Annotated in this window: 25 protein-coding genes, 1 tRNA gene, 1 other RNA gene and 1 pseudogene; 19 read left to right on the top strand and 9 right to left on the bottom strand. The window is 40.4% G+C overall.

Annotation, left to right across the window (positions count from 1 at the left end; genetic code table 11):
* Nucleotides 1-18 precede the first annotated feature (18 nt).
* The gene (locus tag B7699_RS01160) at nucleotides 19-276 is read left to right on the top strand and encodes a DUF896 family protein (RefSeq protein ID WP_084926903.1); all 258 of its coding nucleotides are present in this window, start codon (nucleotides 19-21) and stop codon (nucleotides 274-276) included.
* Nucleotides 277-388: 112 nt separating this feature from the next.
* Here B7699_RS01160 and B7699_RS01155 read toward each other — a convergent pair whose 3' ends face one another.
* The 3 genes from B7699_RS01155 to B7699_RS01145 are packed head-to-tail and all read right to left on the bottom strand — an operon-like array spanning nucleotide 389 to nucleotide 3,240.
* Nucleotides 389-1,633, bottom strand: a complete 1,245-nt coding sequence (locus B7699_RS01155; protein ID WP_084926902.1) for an NAD(P)H-dependent oxidoreductase — start codon at nucleotides 1,631-1,633, stop codon at nucleotides 389-391.
* A gap of 18 nt (nucleotides 1,634-1,651) precedes the next feature.
* On the bottom strand, nucleotides 1,652-2,257 hold the full coding sequence (locus tag B7699_RS01150) for an NADPH-dependent FMN reductase (RefSeq protein ID WP_000915951.1): 606 nt from the start codon (nucleotides 2,255-2,257) through the stop codon (nucleotides 1,652-1,654).
* A 59-nt stretch (nucleotides 2,258-2,316) separates the two neighbouring features.
* Nucleotides 2,317-3,240, bottom strand: a complete 924-nt coding sequence (locus B7699_RS01145) for an FAD:protein FMN transferase (RefSeq protein ID WP_004256850.1) — start codon at nucleotides 3,238-3,240, stop codon at nucleotides 2,317-2,319.
* A 308-nt stretch (nucleotides 3,241-3,548) separates the two neighbouring features.
* On the opposite strand from B7699_RS01145, the gene nox reads away from it, so the two are divergent.
* From nox to pdxT, 3 genes are all read left to right on the top strand, one after another.
* Nucleotides 3,549-4,928, top strand: a complete 1,380-nt coding sequence (gene nox / locus B7699_RS01140) for a H2O-forming NADH oxidase (RefSeq protein ID WP_000036778.1) — start codon at nucleotides 3,549-3,551, stop codon at nucleotides 4,926-4,928.
* 153 nt (nucleotides 4,929-5,081) lie between these two features.
* Nucleotides 5,082-5,957 (top strand): pyridoxal 5'-phosphate synthase lyase subunit PdxS, encoded by an 876-nt coding sequence (pdxS, locus tag B7699_RS01135; RefSeq protein ID WP_000138517.1) that lies wholly within the window; start codon nucleotides 5,082-5,084, stop codon nucleotides 5,955-5,957.
* The gene (gene pdxT, locus B7699_RS01130; protein WP_084926901.1) at nucleotides 5,958-6,539 is read left to right on the top strand and encodes a pyridoxal 5'-phosphate synthase glutaminase subunit PdxT; all 582 of its coding nucleotides are present in this window, start codon (nucleotides 5,958-5,960) and stop codon (nucleotides 6,537-6,539) included.
* Between the two features lie 20 nt (nucleotides 6,540-6,559).
* On the opposite strand, the gene trhA is transcribed toward pdxT, so the two are convergent.
* Nucleotides 6,560-7,207, bottom strand: coding sequence for a PAQR family membrane homeostasis protein TrhA (gene trhA, locus B7699_RS01125; protein ID WP_001097996.1), 648 nt, complete (start codon nucleotides 7,205-7,207; stop codon nucleotides 6,560-6,562).
* Nucleotides 7,204-7,650: a DUF1836 domain-containing protein gene (locus B7699_RS01120; protein WP_084926900.1), complete on the bottom strand. Its 447-nt coding sequence runs from the start codon at nucleotides 7,648-7,650 to the stop codon at nucleotides 7,204-7,206. Before B7699_RS01120 ends, trhA begins: the two co-directional genes overlap by 4 nt.
* Nucleotides 7,651-7,784: 134 nt before the next feature.
* Between B7699_RS01120 and B7699_RS01115 the strand changes: the two genes are divergently transcribed.
* From B7699_RS01115 to trxB, 7 genes are all read left to right on the top strand, one after another.
* A complete protein-coding gene (locus B7699_RS01115) occupies nucleotides 7,785-8,279 on the top strand; it encodes a GNAT family N-acetyltransferase (RefSeq protein WP_084926899.1) in 495 nt (164 codons plus the stop codon).
* Nucleotides 8,279-8,797 (top strand): methylated-DNA--[protein]-cysteine S-methyltransferase, encoded by a 519-nt coding sequence (locus tag B7699_RS01110; protein WP_084926898.1) that lies wholly within the window; start codon nucleotides 8,279-8,281, stop codon nucleotides 8,795-8,797. The genes B7699_RS01115 and B7699_RS01110 overlap by 1 nt, the downstream gene beginning before the upstream one ends.
* A 5-nt stretch (nucleotides 8,798-8,802) precedes the next feature.
* A complete protein-coding gene (locus B7699_RS01105; protein WP_020901892.1) occupies nucleotides 8,803-9,159 on the top strand; it encodes an arsenate reductase family protein in 357 nt (118 codons plus the stop codon).
* A gap of 157 nt (nucleotides 9,160-9,316) precedes the next feature.
* Nucleotides 9,317-10,117, top strand: coding sequence for an amino acid ABC transporter permease (locus B7699_RS01100; RefSeq protein ID WP_020901891.1), 801 nt, complete (start codon nucleotides 9,317-9,319; stop codon nucleotides 10,115-10,117).
* Nucleotides 10,117-10,860: an amino acid ABC transporter ATP-binding protein gene (locus B7699_RS01095; RefSeq protein ID WP_000590965.1), complete on the top strand. Its 744-nt coding sequence runs from the start codon at nucleotides 10,117-10,119 to the stop codon at nucleotides 10,858-10,860. The genes B7699_RS01100 and B7699_RS01095 overlap by 1 nt, the downstream gene beginning before the upstream one ends.
* 77 nt (nucleotides 10,861-10,937) lie before the next feature.
* Complete coding sequence (locus B7699_RS01090; RefSeq protein WP_000926599.1) at nucleotides 10,938-11,162, top strand: DUF4059 family protein; 225 nt, start codon at nucleotides 10,938-10,940, stop codon at nucleotides 11,160-11,162.
* Nucleotides 11,163-11,227: 65 nt separating this feature from the next.
* Nucleotides 11,228-12,139 (top strand): thioredoxin-disulfide reductase, encoded by a 912-nt coding sequence (gene trxB / locus B7699_RS01085; protein WP_000272299.1) that lies wholly within the window; start codon nucleotides 11,228-11,230, stop codon nucleotides 12,137-12,139.
* A 39-nt stretch (nucleotides 12,140-12,178) separates the two neighbouring features.
* Here the strand turns inward: trxB and rlmB are convergent, their stop codons facing one another.
* Nucleotides 12,179-12,907, bottom strand: a complete 729-nt coding sequence (rlmB, locus tag B7699_RS01080) for a 23S rRNA (guanosine(2251)-2'-O)-methyltransferase RlmB (RefSeq protein ID WP_084926897.1) — start codon at nucleotides 12,905-12,907, stop codon at nucleotides 12,179-12,181.
* Nucleotides 12,908-12,951: 44 nt separating this feature from the next.
* The gene (def, locus tag B7699_RS01075; RefSeq protein WP_001272956.1) at nucleotides 12,952-13,563 is read right to left on the bottom strand and encodes a peptide deformylase; all 612 of its coding nucleotides are present in this window, start codon (nucleotides 13,561-13,563) and stop codon (nucleotides 12,952-12,954) included.
* Nucleotides 13,564-13,737: 174 nt separating this feature from the next.
* Between def and B7699_RS01070 the strand changes: the two genes are divergently transcribed.
* From B7699_RS01070 to B7699_RS01050, 5 genes are all read left to right on the top strand, one after another.
* Nucleotides 13,738-15,063 carry a CapA family protein gene (locus B7699_RS01070; protein ID WP_080977776.1) on the top strand — a complete coding sequence of 442 codons (1,326 nt, stop codon included), beginning with the start codon at nucleotides 13,738-13,740 and terminating at the stop codon, nucleotides 15,061-15,063.
* Between the two features lie 21 nt (nucleotides 15,064-15,084).
* Nucleotides 15,085-15,912 (top strand): HAD family hydrolase, encoded by an 828-nt coding sequence (locus B7699_RS01065; RefSeq protein WP_084926896.1) that lies wholly within the window; start codon nucleotides 15,085-15,087, stop codon nucleotides 15,910-15,912.
* A 1-nt stretch (nucleotide 15,913) separates the two neighbouring features.
* Nucleotides 15,914-16,549: an SGNH/GDSL hydrolase family protein gene (locus B7699_RS01060; RefSeq protein WP_000290665.1), complete on the top strand. Its 636-nt coding sequence runs from the start codon at nucleotides 15,914-15,916 to the stop codon at nucleotides 16,547-16,549.
* Between the two features lie 61 nt (nucleotides 16,550-16,610).
* Nucleotides 16,611-16,958: a transfer-messenger RNA gene (ssrA, locus tag B7699_RS01055) on the top strand.
* A 397-nt stretch (nucleotides 16,959-17,355) separates the two neighbouring features.
* Nucleotides 17,356-18,690 (top strand): Nramp family divalent metal transporter, encoded by a 1,335-nt coding sequence (locus B7699_RS01050; RefSeq protein WP_000094601.1) that lies wholly within the window; start codon nucleotides 17,356-17,358, stop codon nucleotides 18,688-18,690.
* Between the two features lie 83 nt (nucleotides 18,691-18,773).
* On the opposite strand, the gene B7699_RS01045 is transcribed toward B7699_RS01050, so the two are convergent.
* Both B7699_RS01045 and B7699_RS01040 read right to left on the bottom strand, forming a co-directional pair.
* Nucleotides 18,774-20,122, bottom strand: a protein-coding gene (locus B7699_RS01045; RefSeq protein ID WP_142358313.1) for an IS3 family transposase whose coding sequence is annotated in 2 segments (ribosomal slippage) — nucleotides 18,774-19,672 and nucleotides 19,672-20,122 — 1,350 coding nt in all. Because the reading frame shifts where the segments join, the coding sequence is not laid out codon by codon here.
* An 84-nt stretch (nucleotides 20,123-20,206) separates the two neighbouring features.
* A tRNA-Ser gene (locus B7699_RS01040) sits at nucleotides 20,207-20,294 on the bottom strand.
* 161 nt (nucleotides 20,295-20,455) lie between these two features.
* Here B7699_RS01040 and B7699_RS01035 point away from each other — a divergent pair.
* From B7699_RS01035 to B7699_RS01025, 3 genes and pseudogenes are all read left to right on the top strand, one after another.
* The gene (locus tag B7699_RS01035; RefSeq protein ID WP_061427067.1) at nucleotides 20,456-21,196 is read left to right on the top strand and encodes a DeoR/GlpR family DNA-binding transcription regulator; all 741 of its coding nucleotides are present in this window, start codon (nucleotides 20,456-20,458) and stop codon (nucleotides 21,194-21,196) included.
* Nucleotides 21,193-22,104: a 1-phosphofructokinase gene (gene pfkB / locus B7699_RS01030; RefSeq protein WP_084926895.1), complete on the top strand. Its 912-nt coding sequence runs from the start codon at nucleotides 21,193-21,195 to the stop codon at nucleotides 22,102-22,104. The genes B7699_RS01035 and pfkB overlap by 4 nt, the downstream gene beginning before the upstream one ends.
* Nucleotides 22,101-24,053 (top strand): annotated as a pseudogene (locus B7699_RS01025) (fructose-specific PTS transporter subunit EIIC). Before pfkB ends, B7699_RS01025 begins: the two are co-directional and overlap by 4 nt.
* Nucleotides 24,054-24,114 lie beyond the last annotated feature (61 nt).

Here is a 24,114-nt window from a genome sequence, read left to right as displayed (position 1 = left end):
TATCACAAAGGAGAAGAAATGGATCCGAAAAAAATTGCTCGTATCAACGAGCTTGCTAAAAAGAAAAAAACAGAAGGCTTGACCCCAGAAGAAAAAGTTGAACAAGCCAAACTACGTGAGGAGTACATCGAAGGTTATCGTCGCACTGTTCGTCACCACATTGAAGGAATCAAAATTGTGGACGAAGAAGGAAATGATGTTACACCAGAAAAACTACGCCAAGTACAACGTGAAAAAGGTTTACATGGCCGTAGTCTCGATGATCCAAATTCATAATAAATATTCTTTCTTTTAATAAGAATAGATGAAATAATAACCAAAAGACTAGCAATTTGTGTTTGCTAGTCTTTTTTCGTTAAAAAAGGAACCAAGATGGTTCCTAAAGTTATTAGTTACTTGCGCCAGATGTAGCGTCTGCGCCACCACCGTGGCCTCCAGCATCACCTGCATCAGAAGCTCCAGATGTAGCATCTGCATCGCCGTGACCATGTCCGCCAGCAGGAGCTGCAGCATTTCCACCAACTAGACGTTGACCAGTTGTATTAAGGTACCAGTCAAGCCATGGTTGGAAATTAAAGATGATTTCATTGATTCCAGCATATGAACCATCTGGATAGTACATTGCTTGGTAATTATGGGTATTAATAACACCTTCAGGTGTTCCTGGCACAATTGTACGGACATATTCTTGATCCCCGTTACGCAATACGCCGACAACCCATTCAACGTTTTTCATTCTAGAATCTGGCAATGTACCGTGTACTGTTCCTAATCTATTTCCTGATTGAGCACGTACACGTTTACCAAACATTGTATCTGGGTCTTGGTGTGCGTTATTAAAGTACAAGAATTGATTATTATCATCTGCAAATGTCAATTCAAATGGCATTGCTTTCAAGAACATATCGATTTGGTTAACAGTTAAGATACCATGATCTAGTTTGACATAGGTATCACCTGAAACCGCACCAGTAATTTCAGCAACTTTTTCAACCCATTCTGGATCATCGGGATCAACTTCTGTGATTGTGGTAGCAATTGGTCTGCCACAATCCAAATCTTCTGGTTCAATTGGTTTTGGTTTTTTCAATTTTGAAACAACTCCTACATATTTTACAAAATTATCCAAGCAAGTTTCAAGGAAATTAATAGTTCCTTCATTTGTGATATTCCCATTAATATCAAAGGCTTCTTTAGCTTTACCGAGAAGGAATTCATTTCCTGGAAGTGTGTAGGCATTGACACCTGGGGCATCAAGAATCTTACGAAGGTGAACTTGGGCACGAGAAGTACCTTGGTCGTAGTAAGAAGCTCCCACAATCATGACTGGTTTGTTTTCAAATGGATGAACCTCGTATGAAAGCCATTCAAGAACTGATTTAAGAGAAGCTGAGATTGTGTGGTTGTGCTCAGGAGTAGCAATAATGACACCATCAGCACGCGTAATTCTGTTATACAAGAGACGCAATTGGAAGCTTTCGTCCCATTTTTCGTCTTGGTTAAACATTGGAACTTCATCAATTTCGAGAACTTCTAATTCAAATTTGAGTTTGAAGTGACGACGGATGAATTCCAAGAGTTTACGGTTATATGATTGATCGTAGTTTGATCCTACAAGTCCAACAAATTTCATTCTTTTTGGTCTCCTATCTTACAAATTTTCCCAGTCAAAGTCTTCAGCATCTTTGCGAAGTAGGGCTTGTGCGTTGCGCAATTTTTCTGTGATTTTTACAAAGATACGGAAGTCGTCAAAAGTGGCATCCAATTTTTTAATAACATCAAGATCCACTAGGTCTCCACTTGGGTTGAAGGCTTGAAGAGAGTGTGAAAGCAAGAATTCATCTGGAAGGACACTTGCTTTAATTTCTGGAGCATTCAAGATTTGACGAAGTTGTAATTGGGCACGTGATGAACCAAGTGTACCGTAAGAGGCACCTGTAATCATGATTGGTTTGTTCAAAAGTGGATAGATACCATAAGACAACCAAGCAAGAGCGCTCATCAAAACAGCTGGGATAGAGTGGTCATACTCAGGAGTACCAATAATAACGCCATCTGCCTCTTCAATTTTAGCAGCAATTTCTAAAATTTCAGCAGGTACTTGCTTGTCAGCTGGTTTGTTGAAGACAGGAATGTCTTTAATTTCAACAAGTTCAATTTCAGCTTTTTCAGCAAAGTGTTTTTGCATGTATTGAAGCAATTGGCGGTTTGTAGAACGTTTTGAATTTGTTCCAACAATAGCAATAAGTTTTAACATGAGATTTCCTTTCTCTTTTTACATAATACAATTTTAAAACTCCATTGAAACATTTGTTTCTATAGAGTAGGAATTCCTGAAGAACAGCTTAGGTGACCTTCCTTATCGATGAGGATAGCTTCGATGCCCTCCAAACTTTCGACTTGCCAGAGGATAGAAGCAGGTCTTTCTCCAAATAGACGAGTTGTCCAGATTTCACCATCAACTGATTTATCAGAGATGATTGTTAGACTCGCTAGTTCCGTTTCAACAGGATAACCTGTTTGGCTGTCAAAAATATGATGGTAATCTTTTCCATCGACAGTCAGGTGACGTTCATAAATGCCTGAAGTCACGACAGATTTATTGACAACAGGGATGGTCATTAAGTGATTTCCCCTCGGATTGGCTGGGTCTTGAATCCCAATTTGCCAAGGCTGATCCCCTCTTGCCTGATTTTTTCCAATAGTCAGGATATTCCCTCCCAGATTAATCAAGGCAGATGTCACTCCCTCTTTTCTCAGAAATTGAGCAACTTTATCCGCACTATAACCCTTGGCTAAACAACCTAGGTCTATCTTCATTCCTTTCTGTTTTAGAAACACAGTAGAAGTAGAAGAATCTAACTCGATATAATGAGGATTGATTAAAGGGAGAATTGATTCGATTTCTTGAGGCTGGGCAACTTTGGCATCTGAAAAACCGATACGCCAGGTTTGAATCAAGGGACCAATGCTGATATTGAGATGGCTAGATGGCGCTAGGCTATGCTCTAATCCAAGTGAAATCAGTTCGAACAGGTCTGGATGAACCTTGACGGGGGCTATTCCAGCTTGATGATTGATTTCCATCAACTCAGATTCTTGGCTATTGGCATTGAAGCGGTATTCGAGCTCTCTGAGTAAATCAAAGGATTTCTGGATCAAGCTATCGGCTCGCTCATCTACTAATGAAATAGTGATAGTAGTCCCCATTAGCCGTTCGGAATGTGAACTAAGAGGCAAGCTACCAACTCCTTTCTTTTATGAAAAGAAGACTGAAATATAGTAAATTTATATTAAATTTAACCCCTTACATTTTCTTTTCATGATACTAGCATACCATAAAGTCAGCGTTTTCACAAATAAAATTTGTAAACTTGTCAAGAAATATGCTCAGAAAATAAAGAGTAATTGTAAGAAAGACTGATAAAATACAGATTATTTACATTTTTTTACAAAAAAAACGGGAAAATTAGCTAAACTCTTGTAAACGCTAACAGTAAATGTTATACTAGAAAGGTAAATTTAAAATTGAAGGTAGGAATTTTTCTATGAGTAAAATCGTTGTAGTTGGTGCTAACCACGCTGGTACAGCATGTATTAACACTATGTTGGATAACTTTGGAAATGAGAACGAAATCGTTGTATTTGACCAAAACTCTAACATTTCTTTCCTAGGATGTGGAATGGCCCTCTGGATTGGTGAACAAATTGACGGTGCTGAAGGCTTGTTCTATTCTGATAAAGAAAAATTGGAAGCTAAAGGTGCTAAGGTATACATGAATTCACCAGTTCTTTCAATAGACTATGATAACAAAGTAGTTACAGCGGAAGTTGAAGGAAAAGAGCACAAAGAATCATATGAAAAATTGATTTTCGCTACAGGTTCTACACCAATCTTGCCACCAATCGAAGGTGTTGAAATTGTTAAAGGAAACCGTGAATTTAAAGCAACTCTTGAAAACGTACAATTTGTGAAATTGTACCAAAACGCTGAAGAAGTGATTCACAAATTGTCTGATAAGAGTCAACACCTTGACCGAATCGCCGTTGTTGGTGGTGGTTATATCGGTGTTGAACTTGCTGAAGCCTTTGAACGTCTTGGAAAAGAAGTTGTCCTTGTTGATATCGTTGATACTGTTTTGAACGGTTACTATGACAAAGACTTCACACAAATGATGGCGAAGAACTTGGAAGACCACAACATCCGCTTGGCGCTTGGTCAAACTGTTAAAGCAATCGAGGGTGACGGTAAAGTTGAACGCTTGATTACTGATAAAGAAACTTTTGATGTGGATATGGTTATCCTTGCAGTTGGTTTCCGTCCAAACACAGCCCTTGCTGATGGAAAAATTGAACTCTTCCGTAACGGTGCCTTCCTTGTAGACAAAAAACAAGAAACATCTATCCCAGGCGTTTACGCAGTAGGTGACTGTGCGACTGTTTATGACAACGCTCGTAAAGACACTAGCTACATTGCGCTTGCTTCAAACGCTGTTCGTACTGGTATCGTTGGTGCATATAACGCATGTGGACATGAATTGGAAGGAATCGGTGTTCAAGGATCAAACGGTATCTCAATCTACGGTCTTCACATGGTTTCAACTGGTTTGACTCTTGAAAAAGCTAAAGCTGCTGGTTACAATGCAACTGAAACAGGCTTTAACGATCTTCAAAAACCAGAATTCATGAAACATGATAACCATGAAGTAGCCATCAAGATTGTCTTTGACAAAGATAGCCGTGAAATTCTTGGTGCACAAATGGTTTCACGCGATTCTGCAATCAGCATGGGAATCCACATGTTCTCACTTGCTATCCAAGAACATGTGACAATTGATAAATTGGCATTGACAGACCTATTCTTCTTGCCACACTTCAACAAACCATACAACTACATCACAATGGCTGCCCTTACAGCTGAAAAATAAAATTTGATGAACTATCTGGCCTTAAGCTAAGGTCAGATAGTTTTTTTAGCCAATCTGTACCCACACAATTACGTTTTTTTTATCTTGTACTTCATTTTAATCTAACTTAAAATGAAATGGTAGCTACCAATATAAATAATGAGGATAAAATAAATGACTGAAAATCGTTATGAACTAAATAAAAACTTGGCACAGATGCTCAAAGGTGGGGTTATCATGGACGTTCAGAATCCTGAACAGGCCCGCATTGCAGAAGCTGCTGGTGCGGCTGCTGTTATGGCCTTGGAGCGGATTCCAGCTGATATCCGTGCAGCTGGTGGTGTTTCCCGTATGAGTGATCCAAAGATGATTAAGGAAATCCAAGAAGCGGTTAGTATTCCAGTAATGGCCAAGGTCAGAATCGGGCATTTTGTTGAAGCTCAGATTTTAGAGGCTATTGAGATTGACTATATCGATGAGAGTGAAGTTTTATCTCCAGCAGACGACCGTTTCCATGTGGACAAAAAAGAATTCCAAGTTCCTTTTGTCTGTGGGGCTAAGGATTTGGGGGAAGCCTTGCGTCGTATCGCTGAAGGTGCTTCTATGATTCGTACCAAAGGAGAACCGGGTACGGGGGATATCGTCCAAGCTGTTCGTCATATGCGTATGATGAATCAGGAAATTCGCCGTATTCAAAACTTACGAGAGGACGAACTTTATGTTGCTGCTAAGGACTTGCAGGTACCTGTAGAATTGGTTCAATACGTCCATGAACATGGAAAATTGCCAGTTGTAAACTTTGCGGCTGGAGGCGTTGCAACGCCAGCAGATGCTGCGTTGATGATGCAATTAGGGGCAGAGGGTGTCTTTGTCGGTTCAGGTATTTTCAAGTCAGGAGATCCTGTTAAACGAGCGAGTGCCATTGTCAAAGCGGTAACCAATTTCCGAAATCCTCAAATTTTGGCTCAAATCTCTGAAGATTTAGGAGAAGCCATGGTTGGTATCAATGAAAATGAAATCCAAATTCTCATGGCTGAGAGAGGAAAATAGATGAAAATTGGAATATTGGCCTTGCAGGGTGCCTTTGCAGAACATGAAAAAGTGCTAGATCGATTAGGTGTCGAGAGTGTTGAAATCAGAAATTTAGATGATTTTCAACAATATCAGAGTGACTTGGCGGGTTTGATACTTCCTGGTGGGGAATCTACAACCATGGGCAAGCTCTTACGTGAGCAGGACATGCTGATTCCCATTCGAGAAGCAATTCTATCTGGCTTGCCAGTATTTGGAACCTGTGCGGGTTTAATTTTGCTGGCTAAGGAAATTACTTCTCAGGACGAGAGTCATCTAGGAACTATGGATATGGTGGTCGAGCGCAATGCCTATGGGCGCCAATTAGGAAGTTTCTACACGGAAGCAGAATGTAAGGGAGTCGGTCAGATTCCAATGACCTTTATTCGTGGTCCAATTATCAGTAGTGTTGGAGAAGATGTAGAAATTTTAGCAACAGTTGACAATCAAATCGTTGCAGCCCAAGAAAAAAATATGTTGGTAACTTCTTTTCATCCAGAATTGACTGATGATGTGCGCTTGCACCAGTACTTTATCAATATGTGTAGAGAAAAAAGTTGAGATTGAATTTCTCAACTTTTTTACATGTAATAAACAATGGCGATGTATTGGAGGGCAGATGCTGCTAGGATAAAGAGATGCCAAATCATGTGGAAATAAGGTTTTTTCTTGGCGTAAAATCCAGCCCCAACAGTATAACAGAGTCCGCCAGTTACCATGAGACTCCAGAAAATTGGCGTTGTTTGACTGATAATGGCTGGAATGATAGCCAGAACCAACCAGCCCATAATCAGGTAAAGAGCAAGGCTAAATTTCTCATTGACTTTTTTAGCAAAGATTTTATAGAGAATACCAAAGATGGTCGTTCCCCATTGGATGGCAATAATTAGATAGCCAAACCAGTTATTCATTAAGGTCAAGACGACGGGCGTGTATGAACCTGCAATAGCAACATAAATCATAGAATGATCAATGATTCTCAAGACATATTTGTGGGTTGAACCATAGGCCATAGAGTGGTAAATGGTGGATGATAGAAACATGAGAAAGAGACTAATAACGAAAATGGAAACGCCGATAGATGATAAAAATCCGTGTGCCTCATAACTATAGGTGGATGAAATGGGGAGTAAGATGAGCATGATGACGGCACCCACAGCATGGGTCACGCTATTAGCAATCTCCTCTCCAAAACTGAGTTGTTTGCTGAGTTTAAGACTAGTGTTCATTTGATTACCTCCTCTTGAGTATGATGGATTAAGGCTAGAGTTTGATGATAGAGTTTAACGGTTTGGCAGCTGGTTTGGATAATGGGGTTAGCTGGATCAATTCCTTGGTTCATGTAGTTTACAAAAGCATCGTAGAGTTGGTCTGAACTTGCTTGAGTTTGTAGAGTATTAAGTGTCTGTGCTATTTCTTGAATAGAGAATACCGACTTGAGGGTTGTGATAGCAATCAAACGGGCAATTTGTTGGCGTTGGTATTTTTTCTTGTCAGGCTTTGTCAGGTAACCATGTTTCACATAATTGTTGACCATGGATGCTGTTAATACCTTGTCTTTATCTGGAGAGACAGGGGCGCAGACCTGATTGACATAGAGCAAAACCTGGTCCAGATAGAGGTCGATGTTTGGAATTTCTGCCCATTTGGGGTAGGAAAAGGTAGTTTTCATTTTCAACTCCTTTTTATCTAGTTTTAATAACTAGATTATAAAATAATAAAAATAGAAAGTCAAGTTTTAACTGCTTGTAGAAAGACTTAAATTATGCTATGATGGGAGAAACTAGTCAGAAATGAGGAGAAAAGATGGAGATTCGTTTAGCTTTTCCAAACGAAGTAGATGCCATCATGCAGGTGATGGAAGATGCTAAAAAATGTTTAGCAGATGCTGGTAGTGACCAGTGGCAAAATGGCTATCCAAATGCTGATATTATTATTGAAGATATTATCTCGGGTCAAGCCTACGTAGCCTTGGAAGAGGGAGAACTACTAGCTTATGCAGCTGTGACCAAGAGTCCAGAGGCAGTCTATGAAGCCATTTATGAAGGAAAATGGCAAGCTGGGGAGTCAGAGTACCTAGTCTTTCACCGTATTGCTGTGGCAGCAGATGTACAGGGACAGGGCGTTGCTCAAACCTTCTTAGAGGGCTTGATTGAAGGTTTTGACTATCTAGATTTTCGCTCAGATACGCATGTTGCAAACAAGGTCATGCAGCATATTTTTGAAAAACTTGGTTTTAAACAGGTTGGTAAAGTGCCTGTTGATGGCGAACGCTTGGCCTATCAAAAATTAAAGAAATAATGCAAAAGATGTACGTAAAAATGCTCTACTTTTCGCCAATAGGAACCTTGTCTTTGGTTGCCGACGAGCAATATCTGTATGGCATTTGGGTGCAGGAGCAGAAGCATTTTGAGAGAGGACTAGGAGATGAGACGATAGAAGCAGTTGTTAGTCATCCCATTTTAGACCCAGTTATTACTTGCTTAGATGCTTACTTTAAAGGTAAGTCTCAGGATTTATCCAACTTGCCCTTGGCTCCAATCGGAACGGATTTTGAAAAGCGAGTTTGGTCCTATTTACAGAGAATTCCTTATGGTCAGACAGTGACCTATGGACAAATAGCCCAAGATCTGCAAGTGGCTTCTGCTCAAGCAATTGGCGGAGCGGTAGGACGCAATCCTTGGTCTATCCTAGTACCTTGTCATCGTGTGCTGGGAGCATGCAAGCGTCTGACAGGTTATGCTGCAGGAGTGGAAAAGAAAGCTTGGCTCTTGGAGCATGAAGACGCAGATTTTAAAGATATAAACAATAGAAAGTGAAACACATGTTAGAATTTATCGAATACCCAAAATGTTCAACTTGTAAAAAAGCAAAACAAGAATTAAACCAACTCGGTGTAGACTATAAAGCTGTTCACATCGTGGAAGAAACACCTGGTCAAGAAGTCATTTTAAACTGGCTAGAGACCTCAGGTTTCGAGTTGAAGCAATTTTTCAACACCAGTGGAATCAAATACCGTGAATTAGGACTGAAAGATAAGGTAGGAAGTCTGTCAAACCAAGAAGCAGCTGAGTTGCTAGCAAGCGACGGTATGTTGTTAAAACGGCCCATTTTAGTAGAAAATGGAACTGTTAAGCAAATCGGTTATCGAAAACCTTATGAAGAATTGGGATTGAAATAGTTTTTATCTATCTCTTTGATAGATAAAATATATAACCTCCCTGTTTCAAAGTATGATAAACTAGTAGGTAGACAAAGTCTGTATCTGACCGTAGCAAATAATTTCATTGACGGCAGAAGTATGGTAGAATGAATCATTATCAGGAGAGGATGTTTTTATGAATGTTACAACGATTTTAGCATCAGATTGGTACCAAAACTTGATGCAATTGATTCCGGATGGCAAGCTTTTTAGCTTGCGTTCGGTCTTTGATGGAATTCCGAGAATTGTCCAACAACTTCCAACAACGATTATGTTGACAATTGGTGGTGCTCTTTTTGGCTTGGTTTTGGCACTTCTTTTTGCCATTGTGAAAATCAATCGTGTCAAAATTTTATATCCCTTGCAGGCCTTCTTTGTTAGTTTCTTAAAAGGGACACCGATTTTGGTGCAACTCATGTTGACCTACTACGGAATTCCTTTGGCTTTGAAAGCTCTCAATCAGCAATGGGGAACTGGTTTCAATATCAATGCGATTCCAGCCGCTGCTTTTGCGATTGTCGCCTTTGCTTTCAATGAAGCAGCTTATGCGAGTGAAACCATTCGTGCAGCCATTCTCTCAGTCAATCCTGGTGAGATTGAGGCGGCACGCAGTCTGGGTATGACCCGAGCACAAGTTTATCGTCGCGTAATTATTCCAAATGCAGCCGTTGTGGCAACTCCAACCTTAATCAATTCCCTCATCGGCTTGACCAAAGGAACTTCCCTAGCCTTTAGTGCGGGTGTTGTGGAAGTATTTGCCCAAGCTCAGATTCTGGGTGGAGCTGATTATCGTTACTTTGAGCGCTTCATCTCCGTTGCCCTTGTTTATTGGGTAGTCAATATCGGAATTGAAAGCCTCGGTCGTTTCATCGAGAGAAAAATGGCTATTTCTGCACCCGATACAGTGCAAACAGATGTGAAAGGAGACCTTCGTTAATGATTAAGATTTCGAATTTAAGCAAATCCTTTTCAGGACAGACTGTCTTGGATCATCTGGACTTAGATATTCAAAAAGGGGAAGTTGTAGCCTTGATTGGTTCTTCAGGAGCTGGAAAATCAACTTTTCTTCGTAGTCTCAATTATCTTGAAACTCCTGACAGTGGATCAATTCAGATTGATGATTTCTCAGTTGATTTTTCTAAAATCACTCAGGAAGAAATCCTGGCCCTACGCCGCAAGCTGTCCATGGTTTTCCAACAGTTTAATTTGTTTGAACGACGTACAGCACTTGATAATGTGAAAGAAGGCTTAGTTGTTGTCAAGAAATTATCTGATCAAGAAGCGACTAAGATTGCCAAGGAAGAGTTGGCTAAGGTTGGGCTTTCTGACCGTGAAAACCATTACCCTCGACATTTATCAGGTGGACAAAAGCAACGGGTTGCCTTAGCGCGTGCCCTTGCCATGAAACCAGATGTATTGCTGTTAGACGAACCAACTTCAGCCCTTGACCCAGAATTGGTCGGAGAAGTAGAAAAATCTATCGCAGATGCTGCTAAGTCAGGTCAGACCATGATTTTGGTTAGTCATGACATGTCCTTTGTAGCCCAAGTGGCTGATAAGATTCTCTTCTTAGATAAGGGGAAAATCATTGAGTCTGGAACACCGGATGAGATTATCCACCATCCGAAAGAAGAGCGGACAAAAGAATTCTTCGCTAGTTACAAACGGACTTATATTTGATATAATAGATAAAGGAAAACTCAGTTAGCTGGACTAGCTGAGTTTACTCTTTAAAAAAGATAGAAATGAGAGAAATCATGCTACTGCAACTATTTTCTTTATATTTCGAGAGTTTGATCTTGACCACCATCCTCGTCCTGATTTTTTTAGGGATTTGGATTGGACTGAGAGCCATGTCGGGAGTTGATAAGACAGCCAAGGCTCGCCAAGCCCATCTCTATGATATGATTATGATTGGTGTCTTGGTTGTTCCAGTATTATCCTTTGCGGTTATGAGTTTAATTCTTGTTTTCAAAGCATAATCCTTGCATGATTGACAAGAAAGAGTTAGAATGAAGATAGTTACAACAAGAAAGAAGGAAACTATATGTACGATACTATTATTATCGGTGCTGGACCTGCAGGGATGACTGCAGCCTTGTACGCTGCTCGAAGCAATCTGAAAGTAGCCTTGATTGAAGGTGGTCTGCCAGGTGGTCAGATGAATAATACATCTGATATTGAAAATTACCCTGGATACGCTAATATTAGTGGGCCAGAATTGGCAGAAAAGATGTTTGAACCGCTTGAAAATCTTGGTGTTGAGCACATTTATGGTTATGTTGAAAATGTCGAAGACCATGGTGATTTTAAGAAAGTGATGACTGATGACCAAACATATGAAACTCGTACCGTTATCGTAGCGACTGGCTCTAAACACCGTCCTTTGGGAGTACCTGGAGAAGAAGAACTGAACAGTCGTGGTGTTTCTTACTGTGCCGTGTGTGATGGTGCTTTCTTCCGTGACCAAGATTTGTTGGTAGTTGGTGGCGGAGATTCAGCTGTCGAAGAAGCCCTCTTCTTGACTCGTTTTGCTAAGACTGTTACCATTGTTCACCGTCGTGACCAACTTCGTGCCCAAAAGGTTTTACAAGACCGCGCCTTTGCGAATGAGAAAATCAGCTTTATCTGGGATTCTGTAGTGAAGGAAATCAAGGGTGAAAACAGAGTAGAATCTGTCGTTTTTGAAAATGTGAAAACAGGTCAAGTGACAGAACAAGCCTTCGGTGGTGTCTTTATCTATGTTGGATTGGATCCTCTTAGCGATTTTGTTAAAGAATTGAATATCCAAGATCAGGCAGGTTGGATTGTGACAGATAACCACATGAAAACTGCAGTTGACGGTATCTTTGCAGTTGGAGATGTTCGCCAGAAAGACCTTCGTCAAGTGACAACAGCAGTTGGAGATGGCGCTATCGCAGGTCAAGAAGCTTACAAGTTTATTACAGAACATAGTTAATCATAAAAAAGTTTCCAATCAGATGACTGGAAACTTTTTTTATAGTCTATTTCGGAAAACTTCGTACATGAGAATGGCTGCAGCAACACTGGCATTAAGGCTTTGAACATGTCCATTCATGGGAATAGTAATCATTTCATCGACCTGTTTTTTGATGTTGGTAGAGATGCCTTTTCCTTCATTTCCGATGATGAGGGCGATTTTTCCTTTTGTATTCCACTTATGGCAAGGAGTACCGTTCATATCTGTTCCAAAGGTCCAGAAGCCTTCACCCTTGAGTTTGTCTAGAGTTTGGCTCAGATTGGTTACTCGAGCAATCGGTACGTGTTCAATAGCACCTGTGGCCGTTTTAGCAACGACAGGAGTAACTCCGACAGCACGGTGCTTGGGAATGATGACACCTGAAACGTTGGTCGCATCTGCTGTTCTCAAAATAGAACCCAGATTATGGGGGTCGGTTAACCCGTCCAGAATCAATAGCAAAGGATTTTCTTCTTGGCGTGTTTTGGCAAGAATGTAATCTAGCTCGCTATAGGCAAATTCAGATACTCGTAGAACAAAACCTTGGTGGACAGCACCTTCTGTCATATCAGAGAGGGATTTTTTTGAAGTCCAAGAAATGGACACCTTCTTTTCTGTAGCTAGTTCCTTGACTTTCTCAACATTCTTACCTCGGAGATCTTCTTGGAGGTAGAGTTTGTTGCCAGTGTTTGCAAGGAGGGCTTCGGTAACGGCGTGGACGCCATAGACAATATCATTTGTTTTCATGCCTCTATTATAACACAAAACCCCGTCTTGCAACGGGATTTTCTTTATTCTAGAATTAATAAACCATCTTTAACTGCAAATGGGTCTTTTTCATTGATACGATCGTAAAACATGATACCGTTAATGTGGTCAATTTCATGCTGAACAACGATGGAGTTGTAACCTTTGAGTTTGATACGGTGTTTTTCCCCATCCTTGTCAAAGTAGTCAACAGTAACGCGAGCATGGCGGACTACATAGCCAGGCACGTTGCGGTCAACAGAGAGGCAACCTTCTCCTTCTCCAAGAGCAGCGTCTTGAACCGAGTGAGAGACGATTTTTGGATTGTACATAATAGCTTGCAAGTCGTAAGCTTCCTGAGGAGTTTCGCCTTCTTCGACAATGTTTGGTACCAAAACAGCGATAATGCGTTTTGAGATATCTAACTGGGGAGCAGCTAGTCCAACACCACCGCGGAGCCCCATTTTTTCAGCCATGACAGGATCTTGGGAATGTTTGAGGAATTGCATCATCTTTTCGCCAAGGATGATTTCCTGGTCAGATAGGGGGAAAGTAACTTCCTCAGCAACTGCGCGTAGAGTAGGATTCCCCTCGCGGATAATATCGTTCATATCAATTAAGTGAGCAGCTTTTGTAATACGTTCTATAGCAGACATTTTCTCTCCTTTCATTACCTCTACATGATATCACAAAATGACAAGGATTGAAAGCATTACGGCATCGAGCTTTTATAGAAAATGCCTAGTAGGTTCGATTCAATTGTGAAAGAAATACTTATCTGTGATATAATAAAAAGAAAAGGCTTGCATTAGAAAGTAGGGAGAATGAAGATGCAAAGAAGACAAGATAGACATAAACGTGGACCAGTTTTTCATTTTGTGAGAGGCTTTGTAAACTTTTTTAGGAGTTATCGCAAGTGGAGCAATAAGGGATTTGTGGCGATACTCTTGCTAGCAGTTGCTTTATCAATGGGCTTGGTCTTGTTGTTTGAAAGCTTCCAAGGAATCCCCTTAACCAGTCAAAAAAAGGATGCCATTTCTCAAGAAGCAAATAAGACCAATCAAAATACTAAAGATCAGGAAGAGGAAAAAACTGCTAGAATTATGGCCAATGGGGACCTCCTTTATCATATTCCTATTTATCGTTCGGCTTTAAAAGAAGATGGGACCTATGATTTTCATGAGAATTTTGATTATGTGAAACCATGGCTCAAACAAGCAGACCTAATTATAGGTGATTTTGAAGGTACTGTGAACAAGGACCACTATTTGGCAGGTTATCCTCTATTTAATGCACCTGGTGAAGTTATGGATGCCATCAAGGATGCCGGTTATCAAGTGCTAGACTTGGCGCATAACCATATCCTAGATTCACAAATAGAAGGTGTGGTTTCAACAGCAGATGCTATTGAGAAGGCAGGAATGACACCTATTGGAGTGTATACGCATGAGTCACGTGATCAAGCTCCACTGGTTATCAAGGAAGTGAACGGCATCAAGGTTGCACTTTTAGCCTATTCTTATGGTTTTAATGGAATTGAGCAAAGTATTTCTCAAGAAGACTATAACCGCTATCTTTCAGACCTAAATGAAGACAAGATGAAGGCTGAGATTGAACGAGCAGAGAAGGAAGCAGATATCACCATTATCATGCCTCAGATGGGTGTGGAATATCGCTTGGAACCAACTGAAGAACAAAAGGCTCTTTATCACAAGATGATCGATTGGGGAGCGGATATTATCTTTGGAGGGCACCCTCACGTAGTTGAACCATCTGAAACGGTTGAAAAAGATGGAGACAAGAAACTCATTATCTATTCAATGGGGAACTTCATTTCCAATCAACGAATTGAAACCATGCAAGATGAAGAGAATGCTAAGTGGACAGAGCGTGGCGTGCTCATGGATGTGACTGTTAAGAAAAAAGCCGGTAAGACGACAATCGAAACTGCCAAAGCGCATCCTTCTTGGGTAAATCGTACACCGAAAGGAACCTATTCTCCAGAAGGTTATCCACTTTTCCTTTACCAAACCTATATCTTAGAAGATTTTATCGAGGGTGGTAGTCATCGTGACCAGTTGGATGAAGCGACTAAGGAACGAATTGATACAGCTTATAAAGAAATGAACGAACATGTGGGATTGAAGTGGGATTAGCTTGAATCCAGAGGGAAGTAAATGACGATTAAAGTAATTGCGACAGATATGGATGGGACCTTGCTGGATGCTAGAGGCCAGCTTGATCTTCCACGCTTGGAAAAGATTTTAGATAAGTTGGATCAAAGGGGTATTCGTTTTGTCATTGCGACTGGGAATGAAATTCATCGAATGAGGCAACTACTGGAGCACTTGGTCGATCGGGTGGTTCTGGTTGTTGCAAACGGTGCTCGTGTTTTTGAAAACAATGAACTGATTCTGGCTCAGACTTGGGATGATGCCATTGTCGATAAGGCTTTGGCTCATTTTAAGGGTCGAGCGTGTCAGGATCAGTTTGTTGTAACGTCTATGAAGGGTGGTTTCGTCAAAGAAGGTACGATTTTTACAGACCTTGAAAGTTTTATGACTCCAGAAATGATTGAAAAATTCTACCAACGGATGCATTTTGTGGATGAATTAACCTCTGACCTCTTTGGTGGTGTGCTCAAGATGAGTATGGTTGTTGGTGAGGAACGTTTGAGTTCGGTCTTGGAAGAAATCAATGACCTCTTTGATGGCCGTGTTCGTGCTGTATCGAGTGGCTATGGTTGCATTGATATCCTTCAAGCTGGAATTCATAAAGCATGGGGCTTGGAAGAATTACTCAAGCGCTGGGACTTGACCTCCCAACAAATCATGGCTTTTGGTGACAGTGAAAATGATGTTGAAATGCTTGAAATGGCTGGAATTGCCTATGCGATGGAAAATGCTGATGATAAAGCCAAAGCTGTGGCTACTGCTCTAGCGCCAGCCAATAGCCAAGGAGGAGTTTATCAAATCTTGGAAAACTGGTTAGAAAAAGGAGAATGAAGTGGCAGTACAGTTATTAGAAAATTGGTTACTAAAGGAACAAGAAAAAATCCAAACCAAGTATCGTCACTTAAATCAGGTTTCTGTTGTAGAGCCAGACATTCTTTTTATTGGGGATTCCATTGTCGAATATTATCCTCTGCAGGAACTATTTGGGACTTCGAAGACGATTGTCAATCGAGGCATTCGAGGGTATCAGACAGGGCTGTTATTAGAAAATCTAGATGCGCATCTGTACGGTGGAGCAGTAGATAAAATTGTCCTTTTGATTGGGACAAATGATATCGGAAAAGATGTGCCTGTGAATGAGGCTCTCAATAACCTCGAAGCTATCATACAATCCATTGCTCGCGATTATCCATTGACTGAGATTAAATTGCTTTCTATTTTGCCAGTCAATGAGGGAGAAGAGTACAAGCAGACAGTCTATATCCGCACGAATGAAAAAATTCAGAAATGGAATCAAGCCTATCAAGAGCTTGCTTCTGCCTATATGCAGGTAGAATTTGTGCCAGTTTTTGATAGTTTGACAGACCAGGCAGGTCAACTCAAAAAAGATTATACAACTGATGGGTTGCACCTTAGTGTTGCTGGTTATCAGGTTTTGACAAAATCTTTGAAAGACTATCTTTTGTAGTTAATTGCTTTCCTTTTTGCATTTTTGTGTTAGATAAGGTATAATGGTTTTATTGTCTTTTGGGGTCGTTACGGATTCGACAGGCATTATGAGGCATATTTTGCGACTCGTGTGGCGACGTAAACGCTCAGTTAAATATAACTGCAAAAAATAACACTTCTTACGCTCTAGCTGCCTAAAAACCAGCAGGCGTGACCCGATTTGGATTGCTCGTGTTCAATGACAGGTCTTATTATTAGCGAGATACGATCAAGTCTTGTCTAGCGGCTTGATAAGAGATTGATAGACTCGCGGTTTCTAGGCTTGAGTTATGTGTCGAGGGACTGTTAAACGAATACATAACCTATGGTTGTAGACAAATATGTTAGCAGATGTTTGGACGTGGGTTCGACTCCCACCGGCTCCATTGATAATTTACATTGTTTTGTAAATCTTTCTAAAACGTTGTTTTTACAACGTTTTTTATTTTATTCTTTGGTATTCTTTTGCAAAAAAAGAATACAACATTTTGTTGTATCCTAAATATTAAATCAAGTCCTGAATTTTCTTAAGTTTTTATCATATTTTCTGTTATAATTAAGGTGCCTTAAGAAAAATAATGAAAAAACTAAATGTTTTTCATATAGTTTTCATTTTTGTGTTATAATTAAGGTGCCTTAAGAAAAATATTAAGGTACCTTAAGAAAAATAATGAAAAAACTAAATGTTTTTCATATAGTTTTCATTGTTTTAATAGTTTAAAGTCAATCTTATTTTTCTCTAATAGAAAATAATGAAAAAGTAGGTTTAGAAAGAGGTAAGTATCTATGTCTTCTCATAAAAAAGTGTCACTCTCTGAGATTAATCAATCTATCGATACTCCAAATAACAATCATTTCTGGCAAAATTTAAATGCCTTTTTAGGTCCGGGTGCTCTTGTCGCAGTTGGTTATATGGATCCAGGAAACTGGATTACCAGTGTAGTCGGTGGTGCTTCCTATAAGTATAGTCTCTTGTTTGTTATCTTGATTTCATCTCTCATTGCCATGCAACTTCAGCAGATGGCAGGAAAGCTTGGTATTGTAACCCAGATGGACCTGGCTCAAGCAACGGCTCATCATTCACCTAAATGGCTTCGTTATAGTCTATGGGTGATTTTAGAATTAGCCTTGATGGCGACAGATCTGGCAGAAGTTCTAGGTTCAGCGATTGCTCTCAATCTTCTCTTTAAGATTCCGATTATGATAGCAATTCTCTTGACCGTGTTGGATGTTTTTCTCTTATTGCTTCTGATGAAATTTGGCTTTAAGAAGATTGAAGCTATTGTGACAACACTGATTTTAACCATTCTAGCAATTTTTACCTATCTGGTAGCTTTGTCACATCCAAGCTTCCAAGGAATCGTTGAGGGTTATCTACCGAATGCAACCTTATTTGAAAGTCCCTTGCCAGGGCATGAAAGTCAATTAACCTTGGCACTAGGGATCGTGGGAGCAACGGTTATGCCCCATAACCTCTATTTGCATTCTTCCTTGTCACAAACTCGGAAAATCAATCACAAGGACAAGAATGATGTTCGAAAAGCCGTGCGCTTTATGACCTGGGATTCAAATCTCCAATTATCCTTGGCCTTTGTGGTTAACTCCCTTCTATTAATTCTCGGGGCGGCTCTCTTTTTCGGCCATGCATCTGAGATTTCTGCCTTCTCTCAAATGTATAATGCCTTGCAGGATTCTACTATTGCAGGAGCTATAGCTAGCTCGACCTTATCAACCTTGTTTGCCTTGGCTTTATTAGCCAGTGGTCAAAATTCGACAATTACGGGTACCTTGACTGGACAAATCGTTATGGAAGGTTTCTTGCATATGAGATTACCTCAATGGTTCATTCGTTTGGCAACTCGTCTCTTTGCCTTGTTGCCTGTCATGATTGTAGCGGTTCTGTTTGGTCATCAGGAAAAAACATTAGATCAGTTATTGGTTTATTCACAAGTCTTTCTTTCGATTGCTCTTCCATTTTCAATCTTCCCACTGATTTATCTAACTTCTAAGAAATCACTGATGGGAGAATTTACCAATGCCAAATGGAATACCATCCTTGGCTATATCGTTTCCATTATCTTAACAATTCTCAATGTGAAATTGTTATTTGATATTTTCTAAGAAATTCACCCGAGTTATAAAACAAGCATATAAGAAAAAAGATACCCAAGATTGTACTGACCCCAAAAAGTTAGACAATTAATTTAAGCAAAGGATTTAGTTCTGTATTGTACAGGGCTAAGTCCTTTTAGTTTTACCTTAATTCGTTTGTTGTTGTAGTAATCAATATAGTCTACAATAGCTTGTTCCAAGTGTTCAAGTGACTGAAACGTATTCTCATAACCATAAAACATTTCAGACTTAAGAATGCCAAAGAAAGATTCCATCATACCGTTATCTGGACTATTTCCCTTACGTGACATAGATGGTTGGATTCCCTTATTCTTTAAAAAATGATGATAGAAATCGTGTTGGTATTGCCATCCTTGGTCACTATGGAGAATTGTATTTTCGTAATGGTTCTCTGTAAAGGCTTGTTCTAGCATAGCTTTCATTTGTACTAAGTTCGGCGAAGTAGAAATATTGTAGGAGATAATTTCGCTGTTAAAGCCATCTAAAACTGGTGATAAATAAAGCTTTTGGCTACTTGCTGGAATGGCAAATTCTGTCACATCTGTGTAGCACTTTTGCATTGGTTTGGTTGCTTCAAATTGACGTTGAATAAGATTATCTGCTTTCTTGCCAACCTCTCCTTGGTATGAAGAATACTTCCGTTTACGGCGAATTCGAGCCGTTAAACCAAGTACTTTCATCAGACGCTGCACCTTCTTATGGTTCACTACGAAGCCACGATTTCGTAATTCTAGAGTCATGCGACGATAGCCATAATTTCCTTTATGCTCAGTATAAATTGACTGAATTTCAGCTTTAATATCATAATCTTTATCGCTTTGATGCAGCTGTTTTAAGTGGTAATAATAGGTTGAACGGGCAAGCTTAATAATCTTTAGAAGGATATCTAAAGAAAACTCTGTTACCAGTCCTTGAACAATTTCCGTTTTTCTTCTTGCTCCTTTTCGTCCCTCAATCGGAGTTCTCTCAACTTTTTTAGAATGGCATTCTCCGCTCTCAAGTACTCATTTTCTGCTTGAAGACGTTCTAATTCTGTCATATCTTCAAATCTCTTCTTTGGCTTACGTCCCATTTTAGGTGGTCTCCCTCTTGTTTTCTCAACAATAGTATACCCGTTTTTCTTATATTGTGCCAGCCAATTCGAAAGTAATCCACTACTTAGAAGAGCATAATCCAGAGACGCCCTAATTTGTGAATGCCCCTCAAGAAGAACTTTATCAATGATCTCTTGTTTTAGTTCAGGAGAATAGTAACAATTCTTTCCTTTTTTGACGAACTCTATTCCGTAACGATCAATCAATTTAATCATGTACCTAAGATTAGAATTGTTTATCCCAAATTTATTTGAAAGCTTCTCTAAGCTATATCCTTGTTTTCTAAGTTCATATATCTGAACTTTATCATCATAACTCAATTTCATAATAAAACACCCCAAAAGTTAGATTTTTTCTGTCTAACTTTTGGGGTGCAGGACAGATTTCTTGGGTATCTTTTTTAAAATAAACGGAAGACATGGGATTCGAACCCACGCACGCTGTTACACGCCTACCGCGTTTCCAACACGGCCTCTTAAGCCTCTTGAGTAATCTTCCAATACTTACTCAAATAGTCTACCATAAAGGCCCCTATCTTGCAATAAAAATTCTAGAAATAAGAAAAATGATAGATTTTGAAAGAAAATGACAAAAAATGCTTGACTTTGAAAGAAAGTGTGATAGAATGAATAGTGTAAACGATAACAGGAGGTGATTCAGTGTTAAAAACAGAGCGGAAACAACTGATTTTAGAGGAGTTAAATCAACATCATGTAGTTTCTCTAGAAAAATTAGTTAGTTTGCTAGAGACCTCAGAATCAACGGTTCGAAGAGATTTGGATGAGTTGGAGGCAGAAAACAAGCTTCGCCGTGTGCATGGTGGAGCAGAATTACCTCACTCCTTGCAGGAAGAAGAAACCATCCAAGAAAAATCTGTCAAAAACCTTCAAGAGAAGAAGCTACTGGCTCAGAAAGCTGCCTCTCTTATCAGGGAACAAGATGTTATCTTTATCGATGCTGGAACGACAACTGCTTTTTTAATCAAGGAATTGGTTAATAAGAATATCACAGTTGTGACCAACTCCATCCATCATGCGGTTCAGTTGGTTGAAAAACAGATTCCAACTGTCATGGTTGGAGGGAGTGTCAAGATGGCAACAGATGCATGTATCGGTGGTGTTGCTCTTAACCAAATCAATCAATTGCACTTTGACCGTGCCTTTATTGGGATGAATGGTGTAGACGATGGTTATTATACGACTCCTGATATGGAGGAGGGAGCCGTTAAGCGTGCTATTTTAGAGAATGCCAAACAAACCTATGTCTTAGTCGATTCGTCTAAGATTGGACAAACTTGCTTTGCCAAGGTAGCACCACTTAAACGCGCTATTGTCATCACAAGTCAAGGGCATGAGCTCTTGCAGGCTATTAAGAAGAAAACGGAGGTAATAGAAGTATGATTTATACAGTCACACTTAATCCATCCATAGACTATATCGTGCGCTTGGAGCAAGTTCAAGTCGGCAGTGTCAATCGTATGGATAGTGATGATAAGTTTGCTGGTGGGAAAGGAATCAATGTTAGCCGTGTTTTGAAGCGCTTGGATATTCCTAATACTGCGACTGGATTTATCGGAGGTTTTACTGGTAAATTTATCACAGATACCCTTTCAGAGGAAGAAATCGAAACTCGTTTTGTCCAAGTAGCAGAAGATACTCGCATCAATGTCAAGATTAAAGCAGACCAAGAAACAGAAATCAACGGGACGGGTCCAAATGTGGAACCGACTCAGCTAGAAGAATTGAAAGCTATTTTGTCTAGTCTGACAGCAGATGATACGGTTGTGTTTGCAGGTTCGAGTGCCAAGAATCTAGGTAATGTTATCTACAAAGATTTGATTGCCTTGACACGCCAGACTGGTGCCCAAGTGGTTTGTGACTTTGAAGGACAGACCTTGATTGATAGTTTGGACTACCAGCCACTTTTGGTTAAACCAAACAATCACGAGCTTGGAGCTATCTTTGGAGTGAAACTCGAAAGTTTAGATGAAATCGAGAACTATGCTCGTCAGTTACTGGCCAAAGGAGCACAAAACGTCATCATTTCTATGGCTGGTGACGGTGCCCTTCTTGTCACACCTGAGGGAGCTTACTTCGCTAAACCCATCAAGGGAACAGTGAAAAATTCAGTTGGAGCTGGTGACTCTATGGTGGCTGGATTTACAGGTGAATTTGTCAAATCAAAAGACGCAATAGAAGCCTTCAAATGGGGAGTTGCTTGTGGCACAGCAACTACTTTCTCAGATGACTTGGCAACAGCGGACTTTATTAAAGAAACATATGAAAAAGTTGAGGTAGAAAAACGATGAAAATTCAAGACCTATTGAGAAAAGATGTCATGTTGCTGGATTTGCAAGCAACTGAAAAAACAGCTGTCATTGAAGAGATGATTAAAAGTTTGGTAGATCACGGTTATGTGACAGATTTTGAAACCTTTAAAGAAGGAATTTTAGCGCGTGAAGCTCTAACTTCTACTGGTTTGGGTGATGGAATCGCTATGCCTCACAGTAAAAACTCTGCTGTCAAAGAAGCAACTGTTCTCTTTGCTAAGTCAAACAAGGGTGTTGACTACGAGAGTTTGGATGGGCAACCTACCGACCTCTTCTTCATGATTGCGGCACCAGAAGGTGCAAATGACACCCACTTGGCAGCCTTGGCAGAATTGTCTCAATACTTGATGAAAGACGGTTTTGCTGACAAACTTCGATAAGTAACATCTGCTGACCAAGTCATTGAACTCTTTGACCAAGCTTCAGAAAAAGCTGAGGAGTCTGTCCAAGCACCTGTAAATGAATCCGGAGATTTCATTGTAGCCGTAACTGCTTGTACAACAGGAATCGCTCACACTTACATGGCCCAAGAAGCCCTTCAAAAAGTGGCTGCTGAAATGGGTGTCGGCATTAAGGTTGAAACCAACGGTGCTAGCGGTGTTGGTAACCAACTAACTGCAGAGGACATCCGTAAGGCTAAAGCAGTTATCATCGCTGCAGACAAGGCTGTTGAGATGGACCGCTTTGATGGCAAACCTTTGGTTAATCGTCCAGTTGCAGACGGTATCCGTAAGACAGAAGAGCTGATCAACTTGGCTCTATCAGGAGATGCTGAAGTTTACCATGCTGTTCATGGAGCAAAAACTGCAACAGCAAGCAACGAAAAACAAAGCCTTGGTGGGGCCTTCTATAAACACTTGATGAGTGGTGTATCTCAAATGTTGCCATTCGTTATCGGTGGTGGTATCATGATTGCCCTTGCTTTCTTGATCGACGGTGCTTTGGGTGTGCCACAAGATAGTCTTGGTAATCTCGGATCCTACCATGAGCTAGCTTCGATGTTTATGAAAATCGGTGGAGCTGCCTTTGGCTTGATGCTTCCAGTCTTTGCAGGTTATGTTGCCTACTCAATCGCTGAAAAACCAGGTTTGGTAGCTGGTTTTGTGGCTGGTGCTATTGCCAAAGAAGGTTTTGCCTTTGGTAAAATCCCTTATGCCGCAGGAGGAGAAGCAACTTCAACACTTGCAGGTATCTCATCTGGTTTCCTCGGTGCCCTTGTTGGTGGATTTATCGCAGGTGCCTTGGTTCTTGCTATCAAGAAATACGTTAAAGTTCCTCGTTCACTTGAAGGTGCTAAATCAATCCTTCTCTTACCACTTCTTGGAACAATCTTGACAGGATTTGTTATGTTGGCTGTCAATATTCCAATGGCAGCAATCAACACTGCTATGAATGACTTCCTAGGCGGTCTTGGAGGAGGTTCAGCTGTCCTTCTTGGTATCGTTCTTGGAGGCATGATGGCTGTTGATATGGGTGGACCAGTCAACAAAGCTGCTTATGTCTTTGGTACAGGTACGCTTGCAGCGACTGTTTCTTCAGGTGGTTCTGTAGCCATGGCAGCAGTTATGGCTGGAGGAATGGTTCCACCACTTGCTATCTTTGTCGCAACCCTCCTCTTTAAAAATAAATTCACCAAAGAAGAACGTAACTCTGGTTTGACAAACATCATCATGGGCTTGTCATTTATCACTGAGGGAGCAATTCCATTTGGTGCCGCTGACCCGGCTCGTGCAATTCCAAGCTTTATCCTTGGCTCTGCAGTGGCAGGCGGACTCGTTGGTCTTGCAGGTATCAAACTCATGGCGCCCCACGGAGGAATCTTCGTCATCGCCCTTACTTCAAATGCCCTTCTTTACCTTGCTTCAGTCTTGGTAGGAGCAATCGTAAGTGGTGTGGTTTATGGTTACCTTCGTAAACCACAAGCATAAAAAGTATTAGAATAGAAAGATTGTTACCATTTGGTGCAATCTTTTTCTCTTTTCGAAATGG

The organism is Streptococcus mitis, from assembly GCF_002096835.1.
Classification (GTDB): Bacteria; Bacillota; Bacilli; order Lactobacillales; family Streptococcaceae; genus Streptococcus; species Streptococcus mitis_W.
The sequence above is the reverse complement of the archived record's forward strand: the minus strand, read 5'-3'. Positions and strand labels throughout refer to the sequence as shown.

Excerpts from the sequence above, each read along its gene's own strand:
- B7699_RS01095 (WP_000590965.1), top strand. The coding sequence starts at position 10,117 with ATGATTAAGATTTCGAATTTAAGCAAATCCTTTTCAGGACAGACTGTC.
- B7699_RS01150 (WP_000915951.1), bottom strand. The coding sequence starts at position 2,257 with ATGTTAAAACTTATTGCTATTGTTGGAACAAATTCAAAACGTTCTACA.
- B7699_RS01110 (WP_084926898.1), top strand. The coding sequence starts at position 8,279 with ATGCAAAAGATGTACGTAAAAATGCTCTACTTTTCGCCAATAGGAACC.
- pdxS (WP_000138517.1), top strand. The coding sequence starts at position 5,082 with ATGACTGAAAATCGTTATGAACTAAATAAAAACTTGGCACAGATGCTC.
- B7699_RS01160 (WP_084926903.1), top strand. The coding sequence starts at position 19 with ATGGATCCGAAAAAAATTGCTCGTATCAACGAGCTTGCTAAAAAGAAA.
- B7699_RS01105 (WP_020901892.1), top strand. The coding sequence starts at position 8,803 with ATGTTAGAATTTATCGAATACCCAAAATGTTCAACTTGTAAAAAAGCA.
- B7699_RS01065 (WP_084926896.1), top strand. The coding sequence starts at position 15,085 with ATGACGATTAAAGTAATTGCGACAGATATGGATGGGACCTTGCTGGAT.
- B7699_RS01090 (WP_000926599.1), top strand. The coding sequence starts at position 10,938 with ATGCTACTGCAACTATTTTCTTTATATTTCGAGAGTTTGATCTTGACC.
- B7699_RS01100 (WP_020901891.1), top strand. The coding sequence starts at position 9,317 with ATGAATGTTACAACGATTTTAGCATCAGATTGGTACCAAAACTTGATG.
- B7699_RS01120 (WP_084926900.1), bottom strand. The coding sequence starts at position 7,650 with ATGAAAACTACCTTTTCCTACCCCAAATGGGCAGAAATTCCAAACATC.
- B7699_RS01115 (WP_084926899.1), top strand. The coding sequence starts at position 7,785 with ATGGAGATTCGTTTAGCTTTTCCAAACGAAGTAGATGCCATCATGCAG.
- B7699_RS01070 (WP_080977776.1), top strand. The coding sequence starts at position 13,738 with ATGCAAAGAAGACAAGATAGACATAAACGTGGACCAGTTTTTCATTTT.
- pfkB (WP_084926895.1), top strand. The coding sequence starts at position 21,193 with ATGATTTATACAGTCACACTTAATCCATCCATAGACTATATCGTGCGC.
- B7699_RS01155 (WP_084926902.1), bottom strand. The coding sequence starts at position 1,633 with ATGAAATTTGTTGGACTTGTAGGATCAAACTACGATCAATCATATAAC.
- rlmB (WP_084926897.1), bottom strand. The coding sequence starts at position 12,907 with ATGAAAACAAATGATATTGTCTATGGCGTCCACGCCGTTACCGAAGCC.
- B7699_RS01050 (WP_000094601.1), top strand. The coding sequence starts at position 17,356 with ATGTCTTCTCATAAAAAAGTGTCACTCTCTGAGATTAATCAATCTATC.
- trxB (WP_000272299.1), top strand. The coding sequence starts at position 11,228 with ATGTACGATACTATTATTATCGGTGCTGGACCTGCAGGGATGACTGCA.
- trhA (WP_001097996.1), bottom strand. The coding sequence starts at position 7,207 with ATGAACACTAGTCTTAAACTCAGCAAACAACTCAGTTTTGGAGAGGAG.
- pdxT (WP_084926901.1), top strand. The coding sequence starts at position 5,958 with ATGAAAATTGGAATATTGGCCTTGCAGGGTGCCTTTGCAGAACATGAA.
- nox (WP_000036778.1), top strand. The coding sequence starts at position 3,549 with ATGAGTAAAATCGTTGTAGTTGGTGCTAACCACGCTGGTACAGCATGT.
- def (WP_001272956.1), bottom strand. The coding sequence starts at position 13,563 with ATGTCTGCTATAGAACGTATTACAAAAGCTGCTCACTTAATTGATATG.